The organism is Sphingopyxis sp., assembly GCF_035998965.1.
GTDB lineage: Bacteria > Pseudomonadota > Alphaproteobacteria > Sphingomonadales > Sphingomonadaceae > Sphingopyxis.
The window spans coordinates 23,468-41,330 of the sequence record NZ_DASYHE010000013.1; the positions used below are offsets into that span (position 1 = coordinate 23,468).

The 17,863-nt window shown below is 63.9% G+C and carries 16 protein-coding genes and 1 tRNA gene; 13 read left to right on the forward strand and 4 right to left on the reverse strand.

Annotated features, from left to right (window positions below):
- Nucleotides 1-47: 47 nt before the first annotated feature.
- From purB to VGN68_RS01360, 8 genes are all read left to right on the forward strand, one after another.
- Nucleotides 48-1,364: an adenylosuccinate lyase gene (purB, locus tag VGN68_RS01325; RefSeq protein ID WP_327473132.1), complete on the forward strand. Its 1,317-nt coding sequence runs from the start codon at nucleotides 48-50 to the stop codon at nucleotides 1,362-1,364.
- A gap of 65 nt (nucleotides 1,365-1,429) precedes the next feature.
- The gene (locus VGN68_RS01330; protein ID WP_327473134.1) at nucleotides 1,430-1,783 is read left to right on the forward strand and encodes a LapA family protein; all 354 of its coding nucleotides are present in this window, start codon (nucleotides 1,430-1,432) and stop codon (nucleotides 1,781-1,783) included.
- Nucleotides 1,780-2,454 carry an orotidine-5'-phosphate decarboxylase gene (pyrF, locus tag VGN68_RS01335; protein ID WP_327473136.1) on the forward strand — a complete coding sequence of 225 codons (675 nt, stop codon included), beginning with the start codon at nucleotides 1,780-1,782 and terminating at the stop codon, nucleotides 2,452-2,454. Before VGN68_RS01330 ends, pyrF begins: the two co-directional genes overlap by 4 nt.
- A gap of 114 nt (nucleotides 2,455-2,568) precedes the next feature.
- On the forward strand, nucleotides 2,569-3,198 hold the full coding sequence (locus tag VGN68_RS01340) for a phosphoribosylanthranilate isomerase (protein WP_327473168.1): 630 nt from the start codon (nucleotides 2,569-2,571) through the stop codon (nucleotides 3,196-3,198).
- The gene (gene trpB, locus VGN68_RS01345) at nucleotides 3,195-4,427 is read left to right on the forward strand and encodes a tryptophan synthase subunit beta (RefSeq protein ID WP_327473138.1); all 1,233 of its coding nucleotides are present in this window, start codon (nucleotides 3,195-3,197) and stop codon (nucleotides 4,425-4,427) included. The genes VGN68_RS01340 and trpB overlap by 4 nt, the downstream gene beginning before the upstream one ends.
- Nucleotides 4,424-5,215 (forward strand): tryptophan synthase subunit alpha, encoded by a 792-nt coding sequence (trpA, locus tag VGN68_RS01350; RefSeq protein ID WP_327473140.1) that lies wholly within the window; start codon nucleotides 4,424-4,426, stop codon nucleotides 5,213-5,215. The genes trpB and trpA overlap by 4 nt, the downstream gene beginning before the upstream one ends.
- A complete protein-coding gene (accD, locus tag VGN68_RS01355) occupies nucleotides 5,212-6,063 on the forward strand; it encodes an acetyl-CoA carboxylase, carboxyltransferase subunit beta (RefSeq protein WP_327473142.1) in 852 nt (283 codons plus the stop codon). The genes trpA and accD overlap by 4 nt, the downstream gene beginning before the upstream one ends.
- Nucleotides 6,064-6,205: 142 nt before the next feature.
- Nucleotides 6,206-7,546 carry a bifunctional folylpolyglutamate synthase/dihydrofolate synthase gene (locus tag VGN68_RS01360; protein ID WP_327473144.1) on the forward strand — a complete coding sequence of 447 codons (1,341 nt, stop codon included), beginning with the start codon at nucleotides 6,206-6,208 and terminating at the stop codon, nucleotides 7,544-7,546.
- 48 nt (nucleotides 7,547-7,594) lie between these two features.
- On the opposite strand, the gene VGN68_RS01365 is transcribed toward VGN68_RS01360, so the two are convergent.
- The gene (locus VGN68_RS01365) at nucleotides 7,595-9,157 is read right to left on the reverse strand and encodes an AmpG family muropeptide MFS transporter (RefSeq protein ID WP_327473146.1); all 1,563 of its coding nucleotides are present in this window, start codon (nucleotides 9,155-9,157) and stop codon (nucleotides 7,595-7,597) included.
- A 113-nt stretch (nucleotides 9,158-9,270) separates the two neighbouring features.
- Nucleotides 9,271-9,708: a response regulator gene (locus VGN68_RS01370; RefSeq protein ID WP_293700513.1), complete on the reverse strand. Its 438-nt coding sequence runs from the start codon at nucleotides 9,706-9,708 to the stop codon at nucleotides 9,271-9,273.
- Between the two features lie 154 nt (nucleotides 9,709-9,862).
- Between VGN68_RS01370 and VGN68_RS01375 the strand changes: the two genes are divergently transcribed.
- The 4 genes from VGN68_RS01375 (at nucleotide 9,863) to VGN68_RS01390 (ending at nucleotide 14,935) form a co-directional block, all read left to right on the forward strand.
- Nucleotides 9,863-10,726 carry a pseudouridine synthase gene (locus VGN68_RS01375; protein ID WP_327473152.1) on the forward strand — a complete coding sequence of 288 codons (864 nt, stop codon included), beginning with the start codon at nucleotides 9,863-9,865 and terminating at the stop codon, nucleotides 10,724-10,726.
- A gap of 5 nt (nucleotides 10,727-10,731) precedes the next feature.
- A complete protein-coding gene (gene rsmD, locus VGN68_RS01380; RefSeq protein WP_327473154.1) occupies nucleotides 10,732-11,274 on the forward strand; it encodes a 16S rRNA (guanine(966)-N(2))-methyltransferase RsmD in 543 nt (180 codons plus the stop codon).
- Between the two features lie 54 nt (nucleotides 11,275-11,328).
- Nucleotides 11,329-13,641 carry an ATP-dependent helicase gene (locus VGN68_RS01385; protein WP_327473156.1) on the forward strand — a complete coding sequence of 771 codons (2,313 nt, stop codon included), beginning with the start codon at nucleotides 11,329-11,331 and terminating at the stop codon, nucleotides 13,639-13,641.
- 130 nt (nucleotides 13,642-13,771) lie between these two features.
- Complete coding sequence (locus VGN68_RS01390; RefSeq protein ID WP_327473158.1) at nucleotides 13,772-14,935, forward strand: acyl-CoA dehydrogenase family protein; 1,164 nt, start codon at nucleotides 13,772-13,774, stop codon at nucleotides 14,933-14,935.
- A gap of 17 nt (nucleotides 14,936-14,952) precedes the next feature.
- On the opposite strand, the gene VGN68_RS01395 is transcribed toward VGN68_RS01390, so the two are convergent.
- Nucleotides 14,953-15,028 (reverse strand) — tRNA-Ala (locus VGN68_RS01395).
- Between the two features lie 96 nt (nucleotides 15,029-15,124).
- Here VGN68_RS01395 and VGN68_RS01400 point away from each other — a divergent pair.
- Entirely contained in the window at nucleotides 15,125-16,141 is a 1,017-nt protein-coding gene (locus VGN68_RS01400; RefSeq protein ID WP_327473160.1) for an NADP-dependent oxidoreductase, read from the forward strand.
- 206 nt (nucleotides 16,142-16,347) lie between these two features.
- On the opposite strand, the gene VGN68_RS01405 is transcribed toward VGN68_RS01400, so the two are convergent.
- A complete protein-coding gene (locus VGN68_RS01405; protein ID WP_327473162.1) occupies nucleotides 16,348-17,757 on the reverse strand; it encodes a DEAD/DEAH box helicase in 1,410 nt (469 codons plus the stop codon).
- Nucleotides 17,758-17,863: the final 106 nt, after the last annotated feature.

Here is a 17,863-nt window from a genome sequence, read left to right on the forward strand (position 1 = left end):
TTCCGCTGCGATTCCGCGACAGAGCGCCCGATAAGGAAGGAAATTCAATGGTTCCGCGTTACGCCAGGCCGGAAATGACCGCGATCTGGTCGGCCGAAAATCGGTTTCGAATCTGGTTCGAGATCGAAGCGCACGCCACCGACGCCCTCGCCGAACTCGGAACGGTACCCAAATCCGCTGCGAAAGCCCTGTGGGATTGGTGGGCGACGAAGCCCGTCATCGACGTCGCCGCGATCGACGCAATCGAGGCGGTCACCAAGCATGACGTCATCGCCTTTCTGACCTGGGTGTCGGAAAATGTCGGCGAGGAAGCGCGCTTCATGCATCAGGGCATGACCAGCTCCGACGTCCTCGACACCTGCCTGGCCGTCCAGCTCGCGCAGGCCGCCGACCTGTTGATTGCCGACATCGACGCGTTGCTCGCCGCCATCAAGCGCCGTGCCTTTGAACATAAACTGACCCCCACGATCGGCCGCAGCCATGGCATCCATGCCGAACCTGTCACCTTCGGGCTCAAGCTGGCGCAGGCTTATGCCGAGTTCGACCGTTGCAAGGCGCGCCTGATCGCGGCCCGCGCCGAAGTCGCCACCTGCGCAATCTCCGGCGCGGTCGGCACCTTCGCCAACATCGACCCGCGGGTCGAGGCGCATGTTGCGGCAAAGCTGGGCTTGTCGATCGAACCGGTTTCGACGCAAGTGATCCCGCGCGACCGTCACGCGATGTTCTTTGCGACACTCGGCGTTGTCGCCGGATCGATCGAACGCCTTGCGACCGAAGTCCGCCATTTGCAGCGCACCGAGGTGCTGGAGGCCGAGGAGTATTTCTCGCCGGGCCAAAAGGGCAGCTCGGCCATGCCGCACAAGCGCAATCCGATTCTGACCGAGAACCTCACCGGCCTTGCGCGCATGGTGCGCAGCGCCGTCGTCCCGGCGCTGGAGAATGTCGCGCTGTGGCACGAACGCGATATCAGCCATTCGTCGGTCGAACGCTTCATCGGCCCCGACGCCACGATCACGCTCGACTTCGCGCTCGGCCGCCTGACCGGGGTGATCGACAAGCTGTTGATCTATCCCGAACGGATGCAGAAGAACCTCGATCGCATGGGCGGTTTGGTGCATTCGCAGCGCGTGCTGCTGGCACTGACCCAGGCGGGCGCGAGCCGCGAGGACAGCTATCTGCTGGTCCAGCGCAATGCGATGCGGGTGTGGCAAAGCGACGGGCAATTGTCGCTGCTCGAACTCCTGAAAGCAGATGCAGACGTCACCGCGCGGCTGTCCGATGCACAGCTGACGGAACTTTTCGACCTCGGATATCATATGAAGCATGTCGACACGATCTTCGATCGCGTCTTCGGCGCGGCATAGCCGGACTGGAAAGCCGCGCCAATCTGGCTTAGGGTCGAAATCGACCGACAGAGGAGCATGGAATAGTGGGAATTCTGCGGACGATCATCTGGGTTTTGCTGACCGCGATCCTGGTCATTTTTGCCATGGCCAACTGGCTCGCCGTTACCGTCACCATCTGGCCGGGCCAAGTGCTCGACACCAAATTGCCGGTGCTTATCCTGGCATCGTTCCTGATCGGCAGTGTGCCGATGTGGATCGCGCTGCGCACGACGCGCTGGTCGCTCAAGCGTCGCCTCGACGCCAGCGAGCGCCAGCTCGCGGACATGCGCGCGCTCGCCAACCGGCCCGTCGAGCCTGCGCAGGTGGTGACGCCCGCGTCTTCCCCCGCGCCCGCCCCAGGCACCGCCTCCCCCACCCTGCCACTGGATATTCCATGAGCTCACCGCTTTATCTCGCCATCGACCATCCCCACCTCGACGCTGCCGTCACGCTGGCGCAAAAGGTGCGGCATCATGTTGGCGGGCTGAAGCTCGGGCTCGAATTTTTCTGCGCCAACGGCCACCATGGCGTGCATGAAATGGCGAAGCTCGGCTTGCCGATCTTCCTCGACCTCAAGCTGCACGACATTCCCAACACCGTCGCCAAGGCGATCCAGGCGCTGCGCCCGCTCGAACCCGCGATCCTGACCGTCCACGCCGCGGGCGGCCGCGCGATGCTCGAAGAGGCGAAGGCGGTGGCGGGCCTCAATACCAAGGTGGTCGCCGTCACGGTGCTGACCAGTCTCGACGCCCCCGACCTCGACGACATCGGCGTCGGCGGCACCCCGCACGATCAGGTCGTCCGTCTCGCCGCCCTCGCACGCGAATCCGGGCTCGATGGCATCGTTTGCTCGGGTCAAGAAGTGAAAGCAGCGCGCAAGGCGTGGCCGGGCGGCTTTTTCGTGGTGCCAGGGGTGCGTCCCTCGAACGGCAGCGCGGGCGACCAGAAGCGGGTCGTCACCCCGGCACAGGCGATGGCCGATGGCGCGTCGATCCTGGTGGTCGGCCGCCCGATCAGCCAGTCGCCCGACCCCGACCTCGCCGCCCGGGCGATCGAAGCCACGCTGTAATCAACAATATCAACCCATCCGTCATCCCGGCGCAGGCCGGGATCTCGCCCTCGCGGACCGCCGCACCGTCGAGATCCCGGCCTGCGCCGGGATGACGACAGGATAAAGATGACCATGTCCCTCCTCGTCAAAATCTGTGGCCTCTCCACCCCCGAAACGGTCGACGCCGCCATCGAACTAGGCGCCACGCATATCGGCCTCGTCCATTACGAGCCGAGCCCGCGCCACGTCGATCTCACGACCGCTGCGGAGCTGCGCAAGCGCGCCGGGCGTCACGTTCAGGTGGCGCTGTTGCTCGTCAACGCATCGCAGCAGCTGACCGGCGAGGCGCTGGCCGCGGTGCGTCCCGACATCATTCAATTCCACGGCAATGAAAGCCCCGAATGGCTCGCCGTGGTTAAACGGATCGCACCGGCAGAAGTCTGGAAGGCCGTCGGCCTGAAGGACGCCGGAACGCTCGAGCGGATCCAGAAATATCAGGGCGCGGCCGACCGCATCCTGTTCGACGCCCCCGCCGCCGCGCTTCCCGGCGGCACTGGCACGCGTTTCGACTGGTCGCTGCTTCAAAATCATCGTCACACCATGGATTGGGGCATTGCTGGCGGTCTGACCCCCGCCAATGTCGCCGAAGCGATCGCCGCGACCGGCGCGCCGTTGGTCGACGTGTCGTCGGGCGTCGAAAGCGCTCCGGGCGTGAAGGATGTGGACAAGATCGCCGCTTTCCTTAAAGCGGCGCGGTTATGAGCACCCAGCCCAACAGCTTTCGCACCCAGCCCGACGAGCGCGGCCATTTCGGGATTTTTGGCGGGCGCTTCGTCGCCGAAACGTTGATGCCGCTCGTCCTCGACCTCGAACGCGAATATCGCGCCGCGCAAAGCGATCCCGCCTTCGCCGCCGAATTCGACGATCTGCTCACCCATTATGTCGGGCGCCCCAGCCCGCTCTATTATGCCGAACGGCTGACCGAGGAACTTCGCAAGAACGCTCCCGCGGGCAAGGGCGCCCAAATCTGGTTCAAGCGCGACGAGCTCAACCATACCGGCGCGCACAAGATCAACAATTGCATCGGCCAGATCCTGCTTGCGCGCCGCATGGGCAAAACGCGGATCATCGCCGAGACCGGCGCGGGCCAGCATGGCGTCGCGACCGCGACCGTCTGCGCCCGCTTCGGCCTGCCCTGCGTCATCTATATGGGCGCACGCGACATGGAGCGACAGCAGCCGAACGTGTTCCGCATGAAGCTGCTCGGCGCCGAAGTGATCGGGGTCGAAAGCGGCGCGCGGACGCTGAAGGATGCGATGAACGAGGCGCTGCGCGATTGGGTCGCCAACGTCCACGACACCTTCTACATCATCGGCACCGCCGCCGGACCGCACCCCTATCCCGAACTCGTCCGCGATTTCCAGAGTGTGATCGGCAAGGAAGCGCGCGCACAATTGCTCGAACGCACCGGGCGGCTGCCCGACCTGCTGGTTGCCGCGATCGGTGGCGGATCAAACGCGATCGGGCTGTTCCATCCATTTCTCGACGACCCGTCGGTGCGGATGCTCGGTGTTGAAGCCGCCGGGCATGGGCTCGACAAGGAACATGCCGCCAGCCTCGCTGGCGGCGCGCCGGGCATTCTCCACGGCAACCGCACCTATCTGCTCCAGGACGAGGACGGGCAGATCGACGAAGCGCACTCGATCAGCGCCGGGCTCGACTATCCCGGCATCGGCCCGGAACATGCGTGGCTGCGCGACATCGGCCGCGTCGAATATACCAGCGCGACCGACAAGGAAGCGCTCGATGCCTTCCAGATGCTTTGCCGCACCGAAGGCATCATCCCCGCGCTCGAACCATCGCACGCCATCGCCGCCGTGACCAAGGTCGCGCCCGGGATGGACCGCGATGCAATCATCATCGTCAATCTGTGCGGTCGCGGCGACAAGGACATCTTCACCGTCGCCGAGGCGCTGGGGACGCAGATATGACCCGCTTCTCCGCCGCCTTTGCCAAACCCCACGCTGCGCTCGTCACGTTCGTCACCGCGGGTGACGGCGACACGGCTGCAATCCTCGATGCACTCGTCGCAGGGGGAGCCGATGTCATCGAACTGGGTATGCCGTTCACCGATCCGATGGCCGACGGTCCCGCCATACAAGCGGCCAACCTGCGCAGCTTTGCCGCCGGGACGACGACAGCCGACATCCTGGCCATCGCCAAGGGCTTTCGTGCCCGGCATCCCGCTATCCCGCTCGTCCTGATGGGCTACGCCAATCCGATGACGGTGCGCGGCGCCGAGTGGTTCGCCGCCGCCTGCAAGGACGCGGGCGTCGATGGCGTTATCTGCGTCGATATTCCGTTCGAAGAAGACGACAGCCTTGGTCCTGCGCTGCGCGCCGCCGGGGTCGATCAAATACGCCTTGCGACCCCGACCACCGACGCCACGCGGCTGCCCGCCGTGCTCGATGGCGCGGGCGGATTTCTCTATTATGTCAGCGTGGCCGGGATCACCGGGCTGCAACAGGCGGCGCAGGCGAGCATCGAGGAAGCCGTCGCGCGTCTGCGCACCCAGACCGACCTGCCGATCGCGGTCGGCTTCGGCGTGCGTACCCCCGAACAGGCGGCGAATATCGCGCGCGTTGCCGATGGCGTCGTCGTCGGCTCGGCGCTGGTCGAACTCGTGGCGCAGCATGGCGCCGATGCGCCGCGGCACATCGAAACCTTCACCCGCAGCCTGGCCGCTGCTATCCACGGCGCAAAGGAGATCGCCGCATGAGCTGGCTCGACCGCGTCCGCAACGCCCTGCCCTTTACGGCCAAGCGCGACACCGCCGACAATCTGTGGCACAAATGCCGGCAGTGTCAGCAGATGGTGTTCGTCAAGGAATGGGAAGATAATCTCAACGTCTGCCCGCGCTGTGACCACCACGACCGGATCGGCGCCAAGGAACGCTTTGCACAGCTGTTCGATGGCGGCCAGCATGAGATGATCGCGGCACCCGCGGCGCCTGAAGACCCGCTGAAATTTCGCGACACCAAAAAATATGTCGACCGCATCAAGGCGGCGCGCGCGCAGACCGGCGACCGTGACGCCTATCAGAACGCCTTCGGCCGCATCGCAGGTCAGGGCGCGGTGGTCGGCGTTCAGGATTTCGCCTTCATGGGCGGGTCGATGGGCGTCGCAGTCGGCGAAGCCTTTGTGGCCGGGGTCGAACAGGCGATCAAGCGCGGCTGCCCCTATATCTCGATCACCGCGGCGGGCGGCGCGCGGATGCAGGAAGGCACATTGTCGCTGATGCAGATGCCGCGCGCGACCGTGGCCTTGGCCCGCCTGCGCCGTGCGGGACTGCCCTATATCGTGCTGCTCACCGACCCGACGACCGGCGGTGTCACCGCAAGCTATGCGATGCTGGGCGACGTCCAGATCAGCGAACCCAAGGCGCTGATCGGCTTTGCCGGACAACGGGTGATCGAAAACACGATCCGCGAAAAACTGCCCGAAGGCTTCCAGCGCGCCGAATATCTGCTCGATCACGGGATGATCGATATGGTGGTGCACCGGAAAGAGTTGCCGGAGACGCTGGGCCGGTTGATTGGCTATCTCGCGCCGGAAAAGGCGGCGTAAGCCGCTCCAAGCTGACCTCCTTGCTTCGTCACCCCGGACTCGAGCCGGGGTCCATGCCACGGTTGTGCAGATGGATGCCGGATCAAGTCCGGCATGACGAAGATGGAAAAGCTGAGCGCCCTTAACCATCAAGGCACCCACCATGCCCGACCACGCCCACTCCTCCGACCCCGCGGTCCAAATCCAGCTCGATCGCCTCGCCGCGCTGTCGCCGGGCCGCGACATCCTCGGCCTCGAACGCATCGCCGAACTCTGCGCCCGCCTAGGCAACCCGCAAAACCAGCTCCCGCGCATCTTCCACGTCGCGGGTACCAACGGCAAAGGATCGACCTGCGCCTATCTGCGCGCCATCCTCGAAGCGCAGGGACGCCGCGTCCACAGCTACACCAGCCCGCACCTCGTGCGTTTCAACGAACGCATCCGCCTCGCCGGAACACTGATCGACAACGCGCTGCTTGCGGCGCTGCTCGAAGAAGTGCTCGACGTCGCCGCCGACCTGCAAGCCAGCTTCTTCGAAGTCACCACCGCCGCCGCATTTCTGGCCTTTGCCCGCACCCCCGCCGACGATTGCATCATCGAGGTTGGCCTCGGCGGCCGCCTCGACGCCACCAACATTATTCCGGCCCCCGCGGTGTGCGGGATCGCGTCGCTGGGCATCGACCATGAGGCGTTCCTGCTCGCGCCAGAGGAAGGCGTGCCAGCCGAGGCGATCGAACGCATCGCCTGGGAAAAGACCGGCATCTTCAAACGCGGCGCGGCGCTCGCCACGCTCGCTTATCCCGATCATGTGATGAAGCTGGTCCGCGACCGCGCCGCCGCGGTCGATGGCACGCTATTTTCAGAAGGCGATGGATGGGCGGTCGTCCCCGAGATCAACGGCTTCCGCTGGCAATCGAACAGCGGTTCGATCGCGCCGACCCTGCGTTCGCGCATGGCGGGCGCGCATCAGATGCGCAACGCCGGTCTCGCGATTGCCATGCTGCGCAGTACGCCTGACCCGCGACCCACCGACGATGACATAGTAAGGGGGGTCGCCGCGGCCTTCTGGCCCGGGCGAATGCAGCCGCTGGGCAAGGGGCCGCTGACAGGGCTGCTCAGCGACAGCGCCACGATTTGGCTCGACGGCGGCCACAACCCTGATGCGGGGGCGGCGCTGGCGATGGCGCTGGCCGACCAGCCACCGCTGCATATTGTCTGCGGGCTGCTCAAGAACAAGGATGCGATGGGTTTCCTGCGCCCCTTCGCGAACAAGATCGCGTCATTTCAGGCAGTTCCGATCCCCGGTCATGAGCATCATCATCCCAAAGACCTGTGCCATCGGGTGCAAAGCGATCTGGGCATCACCGACGCGCAACCGTGCGAAAACGTAGCGGCGGCGCTCCGCCACATCGCACGGCATCGTCAGGCTGGCGACGTCCTGATCTGCGGTTCGCTCTACCTTGCCGGTGTGGTGCTGGACACGAACGGCGAGATCCCGGTTTAGGAGTATCCGGTCGGGCTTGGCACGACGTCGCCGCTCGCACCCATACTATCACGCGACCTTTGGCGCCGGACCTTTCCACGCCAGCAGCGCCCCGGCGACAAGGGCGGCGAGCGACGCGTACATGATGGTCGATACCAGTTCGAGTTGGTTGGCCAGCAGCACGCCGACGACGCCCGCGACGATCAGCGCGAAGCCGACGACACGCGCTGCGCCGACAGGCTTGCGGAGCTTGCCTTCGTCGAGCTCGACCGCGCCGCTCTGGCGGATGGATTGCACGACATAGCCTTTGCGCCACATCATCCACAGCAGGATCATGCCAGGAATCGCGGCGAGCACGGTAAGCCCCCAGAAGCCGGTCCAGCCGAGCTTCTCCGCGGCATAGCCAGCGGGGCCGGCCATGAAGGTCCGCCCGATCACTGCGACCGATGAGAGCAGTGCAAACTGGGTCGCCGTGTAGGCGATGTTCGACAATCCCGAGAGATAGACAGCGACGACGGTCAGGCCGATGCCGCTGGTGATATTCTCGGTCACGATCGCCCCAACCAGCATCCAGTAGTTATTACCCGCTATCGACAGCGCCATGAACATCAGGTTCGAAAACATCATCAGCAGAACCGAAACCAGCAGCGCCCTGCCCATTCCGAGCCACAGCACGAAGGGCGCACCCAAAGCGGACCCGATAATGAGCGCGGCAAAACCCCATATCTTATTCGCCGTAATGTAATCGAGGTCGGCAAAATTCAGGTCGACGATCATCGGGCCAAGCATCGCCTGCCCCATGGCATCGCCGACCTTATAAACCAGGATGAACAGAAGGATCATTATAGCGCCATCGCGGGTCAGGAACTCGCGAAACGGATTGACCACGGTTTCGACGAGCCATTGGCCAGGCTTCATGCCCGATGCATTGCTGAACCGGTCGATAAATTTGCCTTCACCGGCCAAGAAGGCGCCGATGACTGCGGGCAGAACGCAGAGGGTTGTCAGCGCGTACGCCATGGCCCAGCCAAGCCCCAAGCCTTCCTGCGAAGCGAAATAGATTGTCCCGGCGCCCGCGATCAGATTGCCGGTGCGATAGCCGAACTGGTTCGTCGCGGTTCCGTGCGCAAACTCGTCCTCTTCCAAGATTTCGATGCGGTAGGCGTCGATGACGATGTCCTGCGTCGCCGAAAAGAACGCCGTGACGACGGCCCAGAACAGGAACCAGCGATAATCGTCCGGCTGCGGGTCGCTCGCGCCCATCTGCCAAATGGCGATCACTAGGAAGAACTGCACGAAAAATAGCCAGCTTCGCCGCTGGCCCAGCGCCTTGGTCAAAATCGGCAGGGGAAGCTTGTCAACGAGGGGCGCCCACAGGAACTTGATCGTGTAGGGGATGCCGACCATCACCGCAAAGCCGATGGCCGTCGGCGTGAAGCCAACTTTCGCGAGCCAGAAGGTCATGGTGGCGGCAATCAGCGTGAAGGGGAAGCCGCTCGAAATGCCGAGAAGGAAGGCCACCGCTGGATTCTTGCGCAGATAGGGACGGAAGGCGGGGACCGCGAGCGCCACGACGACCAGCCCGGCGAGGACACCAGCGAAAATGAGAAAACGGATAAAGTCGACGGACATTCGGTGCTCCCCGCGGACCGCTGGCGAGCGGTTCTGTGCTTGGCGCCAAGGCCTAATGCCTTGGGGTCAAATTGGAAGCGGGTATTTGCCGCGTACGCGGCTAACCGTGCGACTTACGCTGCCTCAGGCCGCCAATAGGTGACCAGCCCGCTGACCTTGCGCGGCATCTTGTTCTGACAGGTCATCGTTTCCACCGCGCGCAGCGCCGCGACCAGTGCCGAGGCACTATGCGGCTTGCTCAGGCACGCCACCGCGATGTCAGCTGCATCATCGGGGCATTGCCCGGTCACCAACAGCACGGCGATACCGCGATCGCGCGCCAGCCGAGCAACTTCGCGGCCCGTCATGTGCCCCGCCAGCCCCAGGTCGAGCACAACCGCGTCAATCTGTTCGTCGGCGATGATGGGCACCGCCGCCTCGCCCGAATCGACCGTCGCGACGATGTCGTACCCGCTATGCTTCAGCGTCCGCTCATTGTCGAATGCGACCAGCGGATCATCCTCGATGATCAGCAGCCGCTTGATGCAGGACGGGCGGGACGCGAAGAGCATAAGGTCTCCCTTTAATTGCGCCATGACGCGCTCAAAGGCGTCGCGCAAGATTGCTTCAGCTTGCCATCGACGAAGCGACACGTTTCCGGCTATGAGCGTGGCCACAGGGCAACACTCTTGCCCGCATAACGACAAGAAAGCCGTACCCGTTCCCATGACCACCCGCCGACCTCCCCGCGCCGCGCCTCACTCTGTGCCGAAGTCCGCTGGCGACCGCGATGCTCCGAAAGGCCGCCGCGCCGCGCGCGGGGCCGCCTCGGCCCTGAAAGCTAAGCCCGCCGATGCCGAGCGTGACGAGGACGGCCCCCAGCGGATCGCCAAACTGCTCGCGCGCGCCGGAGTCGGCTCGCGGCGCGATGTCGAGCGGATGGTCGAGGAAGGGCGCATTGCGCTCAACGGCGTCGTGGTCGTCCAGCCCGCGCCACTGCTGACCTCGCTCGAAGGGCTCACGGTCGATGGCAACCCGGTCGCCAAGCCCGTCTCGACGCGCCTCTACCGCTTTCACAAACCCTCCGGCTGCATCACCGCCGCGCGCGATCCCAAGGGGCGCAAGACGATTTACGACGTGCTGCCCAAGGATCTGCCGCGCCTGATGCCCGTCGGCCGCCTCGACTATAATACCGAGGGTCTGCTGCTGCTGACCAACGACGGCGAATTCAAGCGCCAGCTGGAACTGCCCGCCAGCGGGGTCGAGCGCACCTATCGCGCCCGCGCCTTTGGCGACATCAGCCAGGAGCAGCTGGAGGAACTGGCTATGGGAATCACCATTGACGGGGTCACCTATGGCAGGATCGACGCCAATCTGGAGCGCCGCACCGGGCGCAACCAGTGGGTGGAAATGACGCTGACCGAGGGAAAGAATCGCGAAGTCCGCAAGGTGCTCGAACATTTCGGGCTGCAAGTCAGCCGCCTGATCCGCACCCGCTACGGCGCGTTCGAGCTCGACGGCTTGCCGATGGGCGCGGTCGATGTCGTCCCGCGCGACGAATTGTTCAAATTCCGTCGGCATATGGGCTGACGGCGATGCGAGTCATTTCCGGCGAATGGCGCGGCCGCAAGCTGCTTGCGCCCAAGGGCGACGCGACGCGCCCCACCGCAGATCGCACCCGCGAGACGTTGTTCTCGATGCTGACCAGCCGCCTGGGCAGTTTCGAAGGGCTGGTCGTCGCGGACCTGTTCGCGGGATCGGGCGCGCTCGGCATCGAAGCCCTGTCGCGCGGCGCCGCCACCTGCCTGTTCGCCGAGCAGGACCGCGACGCGCTCGACGTCCTGCGCGGCAATCTGTCCACTCTGGGCGCCACCGCGCGCGCCGATGTCCGCGCCGGATCGGTGCTCGGCCTCGGCCTGGCGCCGCGGGCCTATGACCTGCTGATGCTCGACCCGCCTTACGGCACCGGTGCCGCTGGCGTCGCGCTGGACAAGCTCCACCGCCTCGGCTGGATCGGGCCCGACAGCTGGGTGTCGGTTGAAACCGGGCATAGCGAAACCGTCGATGTCGCGGGCTTTGCCATCGACGCCGATCGCAAAGTCGGCAAGGCCAGGCTGACGTTGCTGCGGCTTGCGTAACAACCCACCGCGCCACGCTGGACAGCGCCGCCGCTGTTCCCTAATCGTTCGCGCGTGACCCTGCCCCCTGCCTCGCTGCCCGACCTGCCCTCGCCCGACCCGTCGGACCCGCCCTATCTGCAAGGATTGAACGGGCCGCAGCGGCAGGCGGTCCTAACCACCGAAGGGCCGGTGCTGATGCTTGCGGGCGCCGGGACTGGCAAGACTGCGGCGCTCACCGCGCGCCTCGCGCATATTATGGCAACGCGCCGCGCCTGGCCGTCCGAAATCCTCGCGGTCACCTTCACCAACAAGGCCGCGCGCGAGATGCGCGAGCGCATCGGGCGGATGATTGGCGATGCGGTCGAGGGGATGCCATGGCTGGGTACCTTTCACAGCATCGCGGCCAAGATGCTGCGCCGTCACGCCGAACTCGTCGGGCTGCAAAGCAATTTCACCATCCTCGACACCGACGACCAACTCCGCGTTCTCAAACAGCTGATCCAGGCCGACGGGCTCGATGAAAAGCGCTGGCCCGCGCGCCAACTCGCCGGGCTGATCGACAAATGGAAGAACCGCGGGCTAGTCCCCGCCGATCTCGACGCCGCCGACAAGGAAAGCTACGCCGACGGCAAGGGACAACATTTCTATGCGCTCTATCAGGCGCGGCTGAAGACGCTCAACGCCTGCGATTTCGGCGACCTGCTGCTGCACATGCTGGTCATCCTGAAAAACCACCGCGACGTGCTCGAACATTATCAGGAGCGCTTCAAATATATCCTTGTCGACGAATATCAGGACACCAACGCCAGCCAATATCTCTGGCTCCGCCTGCTCGCGCAGCGACGCAAGAATATCTGCTGCGTCGGCGATGACGACCAGTCGATCTATTCGTGGCGCGGCGCTGAAGTGGCGAACATCCTGCGCTTCGAAAAGGATTTCCCCGGCGCGACCGTCATCCGCCTCGAACAAAATTACCGCTCGACCCCGCAGATCTTGGCCGCCGCGTCGGCGCTGATCGCGCAGAACAGCGGGCGGCTGGGCAAGACGCTGTGGACCGACCTTGAACCGGGCGACAAGCTGCGTGTTGTCGGCGTGTGGGATGGACCCGAGGAAGCGCGGCGGATCGGCGAGGAGTTGGAAACGCTTCAGGTTCGCAAGGTCAGCCTCGACCGCGCCGCAATCCTCGTCCGCGCGCAGTTTCAGACGCGCGAGTTCGAAGACCGCTTTATCGCCATTGGGATGCCATACCGGATTGTCGGGGGCTTCCGCTTCTATGAACGCGCCGAAATCCGCGACGCGCTCGCCTATCTGCGACTTGTCCAATCGCATGCCGACGACCTGGCGTTCGAACGCATCATCAACACGCCCAAACGCGGCCTCGGCGACAAGGCCCTCGCGCGTATCCACCAGTTTGCGCGGATCGAGCAGACGCCGCTGCTCCGCGCGGCGGCGCGCATTACCGAAACCGACGAACTGACCCCGCAGGCTCGCCGTCAGCTGGTTAATTTCGTCGCGCTGATGCGCGGATGGCAGGAAAAGGCGGGCAATCTTTCGCACCCCGAGTTGACCCAGCTGATCCTCGACGAGTCGGGCTACACCGCGATGCTGCAAGCCGACCGCAGTGTCGAAGCCGCAGGGCGGCTCGAAAACCTGTCCGAGCTCGTCCGCGCGATGGAGGATTATGATTCGCTGGAGGCGTTCCTCGAGCATGTCAGCCTGGTCATGGACCGCGACCAGAATGACGACACCGAAACCGTCACCATCATGACGATTCACGCCGCCAAGGGCCTGGAATTCGACCATGTGTTCCTCGCCGGGTGGGAGGATGGCGTGTTCCCGTCGCAGCGTTCGATGGACGAAGGCGGCACCGCCAGTCTCGAGGAAGAACGCCGCCTCGCCTATGTCGCGATCACCCGCGCCCGCGTGCGCGCCAGCATTTATCACGCCGCCAACCGCCGCATCTATGGCCAGTGGATGAGCAGCATCCCCAGCCGCTTCATCGCCGAAATCCCTGCCGAGCATGTTGACAGCGAAAACAGTTTCGGCGGCGGGCAAAGCCTGTGGCGCGCCAATTGGTCGGCGCAGGGCGATCCCTTTGCCCATGTCGCGGAACGCCAGCCGTCGCGGACCATGACGCGCGGCCCGGCGTGGCAGCGCGCTGCAGCGCAATCGTCGACGATCACGCGCGCCCCTGCCCCCAGCGAGAAAAGCCCGGCGGCATCGGTCGGCGCCAAGCCGCGCGCCGATCTGGCGATCGGGATGCGGGTTTTTCACGAAAAATTCGGCTATGGCGAAATCGCCGACATCGACGGCAACAAGTTGGAGGTCGCATTTGCGCATGCCGGCCACAAGCGCGTTCTCGACAGCTTTGTGACGCTCGTATGATCGCGGGCAGCGATGCGCGAAAGCAAGTATCGACTATTTGATAAATCGCGCCACGGTGCGCTAGGGTTGGACGACCCCCGCGAATATAGGACCAAGCGAACCAGGCTTTGCGCAAAACGAAAGATCAATAATGACCAATCCGGGAATGGACGCCGACATCTACGATGCCTTCATGGACCAGTTGCAGCGCTATGTTCGCGAACGGCTGCTCCCGGCGGAGGATCAACTCGAAGAGCTGGGCCGCGTCCCCGACGACATATTGGCCGAAATGCGCGATATGGGGTTGTTTGGCGTCACCATGCCCGAACAATATGGCGGCGCCGGGATGAATGTCAGCCAATATGTCGGCTTCATCCGCGAGATCGCCTACGCCTCACCTGCCTATCGCTCGATCGTGTCGATCAACATCGGCATGGTGTGTAAATCGCTGGTCGGTTTCGGGACCGAGCAGCAGAAGGACCATTGGCTGCCCAAGCTGGCGATGGGCAGTATCGCCGCATTCGGCTTGACCGAACCCGACAGCGGATCCGACAGCGCGGCTATGAAAACCCGCGCAGTGCGTGATGGCAATGGCTATGTCCTGAACGGCACCAAACGCTACATCACCAACGCGCCCTTTGCCGACGTCATTCTGGTGATGGCGCGCACCAACGCCGAAGCCTTGCCCAAGAATGCCCATGTCAGCGCGTTCATGGTCCCGCGCAACGCTCCCGGCGTGTCGATCGGCAAACCAGACGGCAAGATGGGACAGGCAGGATCGCAGATCGCCGACGTCATCCTGGAAGACGTCCATGTCGATGGCGACGCGCTGCTCGGCGGCGAAGAGGGTATCGGCTTTCGCGCGGCGATGCAGAGTCTGGATAACGGCCGCCTGTCGGTCGCTGCTGCCAGCGTCGGCTATGCCAAGCGGATGCTCGACGTCGGCCTTAAATATGCGATGGAGCGCAAGGCATTTGGCGAACCAATCGCCAATTTTCAGCTGATCCAGGCCATGCTCGCCGACAGCAAAGCCGAAATCTATGCGGCAGAATGCATGTTGAACGACGCCTGCGCGCGCGCCGATCGCGGCGAGAAAATCCTGGTCGAAGCCGCGGCAGCCAAGATGTTAGCCAGCGAAATGTGCGGCCGCGTTGCCGACCGGGTCGTGCAGATCCACGGCGGTGCGGGGTATCTCAAGGAATATCTCGCCGAACGCTTCTATCGCGACTGCCGCATTTACCGAATTTATGAGGGAACGACGCAGATCCAGCAGCTAGTCATCGCCAAGAACATGATCCGCGATTACGTGGGCTGAAGCTGCGGGAGGGTCGCTGGTGGAGCCGAGGGGAATCGAACCCCTGACCTCTGCAGTGCGATTGCAGCGCTCTCCCATCTGAGCTACGGCCCCGCGACCGCGGCGTAATAAACGCACCGCATTGCAGTGGCAACGGCTTTTCTGACCACCGCCGTCACCGCCACGCGAAATCAGGGAATGGGGGTTCTGATGAGCAAAGCCTGGCATTTGATCAGCCGTCCGCAAGGGCTGCCGACGATGGACAATTTCGCGCTCCGTGACCTGCCCGATGCACCGCTCGAACCCGACCAGCTCCGCGTCCGCAACCTGTGGCTCTCGGTCGATCCCTATATGCGCGGACGGATGAACGACGCGAAAAGCTATGCCGCCAGTTTCCAGATCGACCAGCCGATGACCGGCGGCGCCATTGGCGAAGTGGTGGAAAGCCGGATGGAGGGTTTTGTCCCCGGTGACCTGATCCTGCACATGGGCGGATGGCGCGATGGCGGCATCATCGGGCTCGACATGATGCCCAACAAGCTCCCGCGCGCGGCGCTGGACGCGGGCATGACGCCGCAGACCTTCTTGCACAATATGGGCCTGACCGGCGGCACCGCGTGGATCGGCCTGCTGCGTGTTGCCGCCGCCAAGCTCGGCGATACGATCTTTGTCTCAGCCGCGGCGGGCGCCGTGGGGTCAGCGGTCGTGCAAATCGCCAAGGCGCGCGAGATGACCGTCATCGGATCGGCAGGCGGCGCTGAAAAATGCGCATGGGTCACGCAATTGGGTGCCGATGCGGTCATCGACTACAAAGCTGGACCGGTCCTGCCGGCGCTCATGAAATCGCTCGCCGAACTCGGCAAGCCTGGCATCGATGTCTATTTCGACAATGTCGGCGGCGAACATCTCGACGCTGCCTTTGCGACCGCCAATGATTTCGCGCGCTTTGCAATCTGCGGCATGATCGACGTCTATAACGACGGCAAGGCGCAGGAGATGAAATATCTCATCCGCACGATCCCGGCGCGGATCCGCATGGAAGGCTTTATCTACACCGACCAGTTCTTCGACTGCATGGAAGAATTCTACGCCGATATGGGCGGCCTGATCGCCAGCGGCGCGGTGACGATGCGCGAAACCGTGCATGACGGAATAGAGTCGGTGCCTGATGCGTTTCTGGGGCTGTTTTCGGGCGCCAATATGGGGAAGATGCTCGTTCGGGTGTAGGCTTGTGGCCGCTAATGACCAAAAGCAGACTTACGCTCTCGTCATCCCGGACTTGATCCGGGATCCATCTGCCCTCTCAGCGTAGGCCGGTGCAAGGCCGCATGGACCCCGGATCAAGTCCGGGGTGACGAACGCATGAGGGCCGCATCCCATCCCAAAGCCGACTTCGGCTCCGAGGTTGAGCGCCTCAAAAAGTCAGAAATTTCTCAGCTGCCAAAACCCACCGACAGGAAACCCGGCATCGGGCCGTTCCAGCCGTCGTCGGGACCGTCCTGGTCGTCGCGGCGCGGTGGGGGCGCTGGTTTCGGCGTCACGGCTGCTTTGCGATCATCGCGCGGCTTGGGTGCCTTTGCGGGGGCTGCTTTGGGCTCGTCGATCGGCTCCGCTACAACCTTGTCCGGCTTCGCTGCGCCGCGGCCACGTCCGCCACGTTCCGAACGCGCGCGGCGGGGCTTTTCTTCGGCTTCGCTCGGCGCTGCGGAGGTGGTTTCAGCCGCGGCCGTTTCAACGCCATGAACCGGAATCTTGTATCCAGTCAGCTTCTGAATGCTGTCGATCGCCTCGTCGTCCGACGGGGTCACCAGCGTGAAGGCGCGTCCTTGCGCCCCCGCGCGACCGGTACGGCCAATGCGGTGCACATAGTCGTCGGGGTGCCAGGGGGCGTCGAAGTTGAACACATGGCTGACGCCTTTGACGTCGAGCCCGCGCGCCGCGACGTCCGATGCGACCAGGATATTGATCGTACCGTTCTTGAACCGGTCGAGCTCCGCGGTGCGGCTGGACTGGTCCATGTCGCCCTGAATCTCGCCGGCGCTGTAGCCCGAACGCTGCAAAACCTTCGCCAGCTCGCGCACTGTCGTCTTGCGATTGCAAAAGATGATCGCGGTGTGAACCTTCTCGGATTCGATCAGGCTGCGCAGCGTGTCGCGCTTGCCCCGTTCCGATGTCTTGACCAGAAACTGCTCGATATTCTCGTTACGGCTCGCGGGACGCGCGACTTCGACCGTCTTGGGGTTCGACAGGAACTTGTCGGCGAGCCGCTTGATCGGCGCCGGCATCGTCGCCGAGAACAGCAAAGTCTGGCGGTTCGCGGGCAGCTTGGTGCAGATATTCTCGATATCGGGGATGAACCCCATGTCGAGCATCCGGTCGGCTTCATCGATCACCAGCAAATTACAGCCGGTGAGCAAAATCTTGCCGCGTTCGAACAAATCCATCAGGCGTCCGGGCGTCGCGATCAGCACGTCGACGCCCTTTTCGAGCGCTTTCACCTGATCGCCCATCTGGACCCCGCCGATCAGCAGCGCCATCGACAGCTTGTGATATTTGCCGTATTTTTCGAAATTCTCAGCCACCTGCGCCGCGAGTTCGCGCGTCGGCGCGAGGATCAGCGATCGCGGCATCCGCGCGCGGGCGCGGCCGTGGGCGAGAATGTCGATCATCGGCAGCACGAACGACGCGGTCTTGCCGGTGCCGGTTTGGGCAATGCCGATAATGTCGCGCATCATCAGCACCGAGGGGATGACTCCCGCCTGGATCGGCGTCGCTTCGTCATAGCCCGACTCGTCGATCGCGCGTAACAGTTCGTCGGAAAGGCCGATCTCGGCAAATTTCATAAGATTATCATGTCCGGAAAAAGAGGTGACGCTCAGCCTTCCACGCAGGCGGCGCTGCGCGGGCCTTGGGCAAATAGCGATGAAAAGTCAAGAAATGGCGACGAAA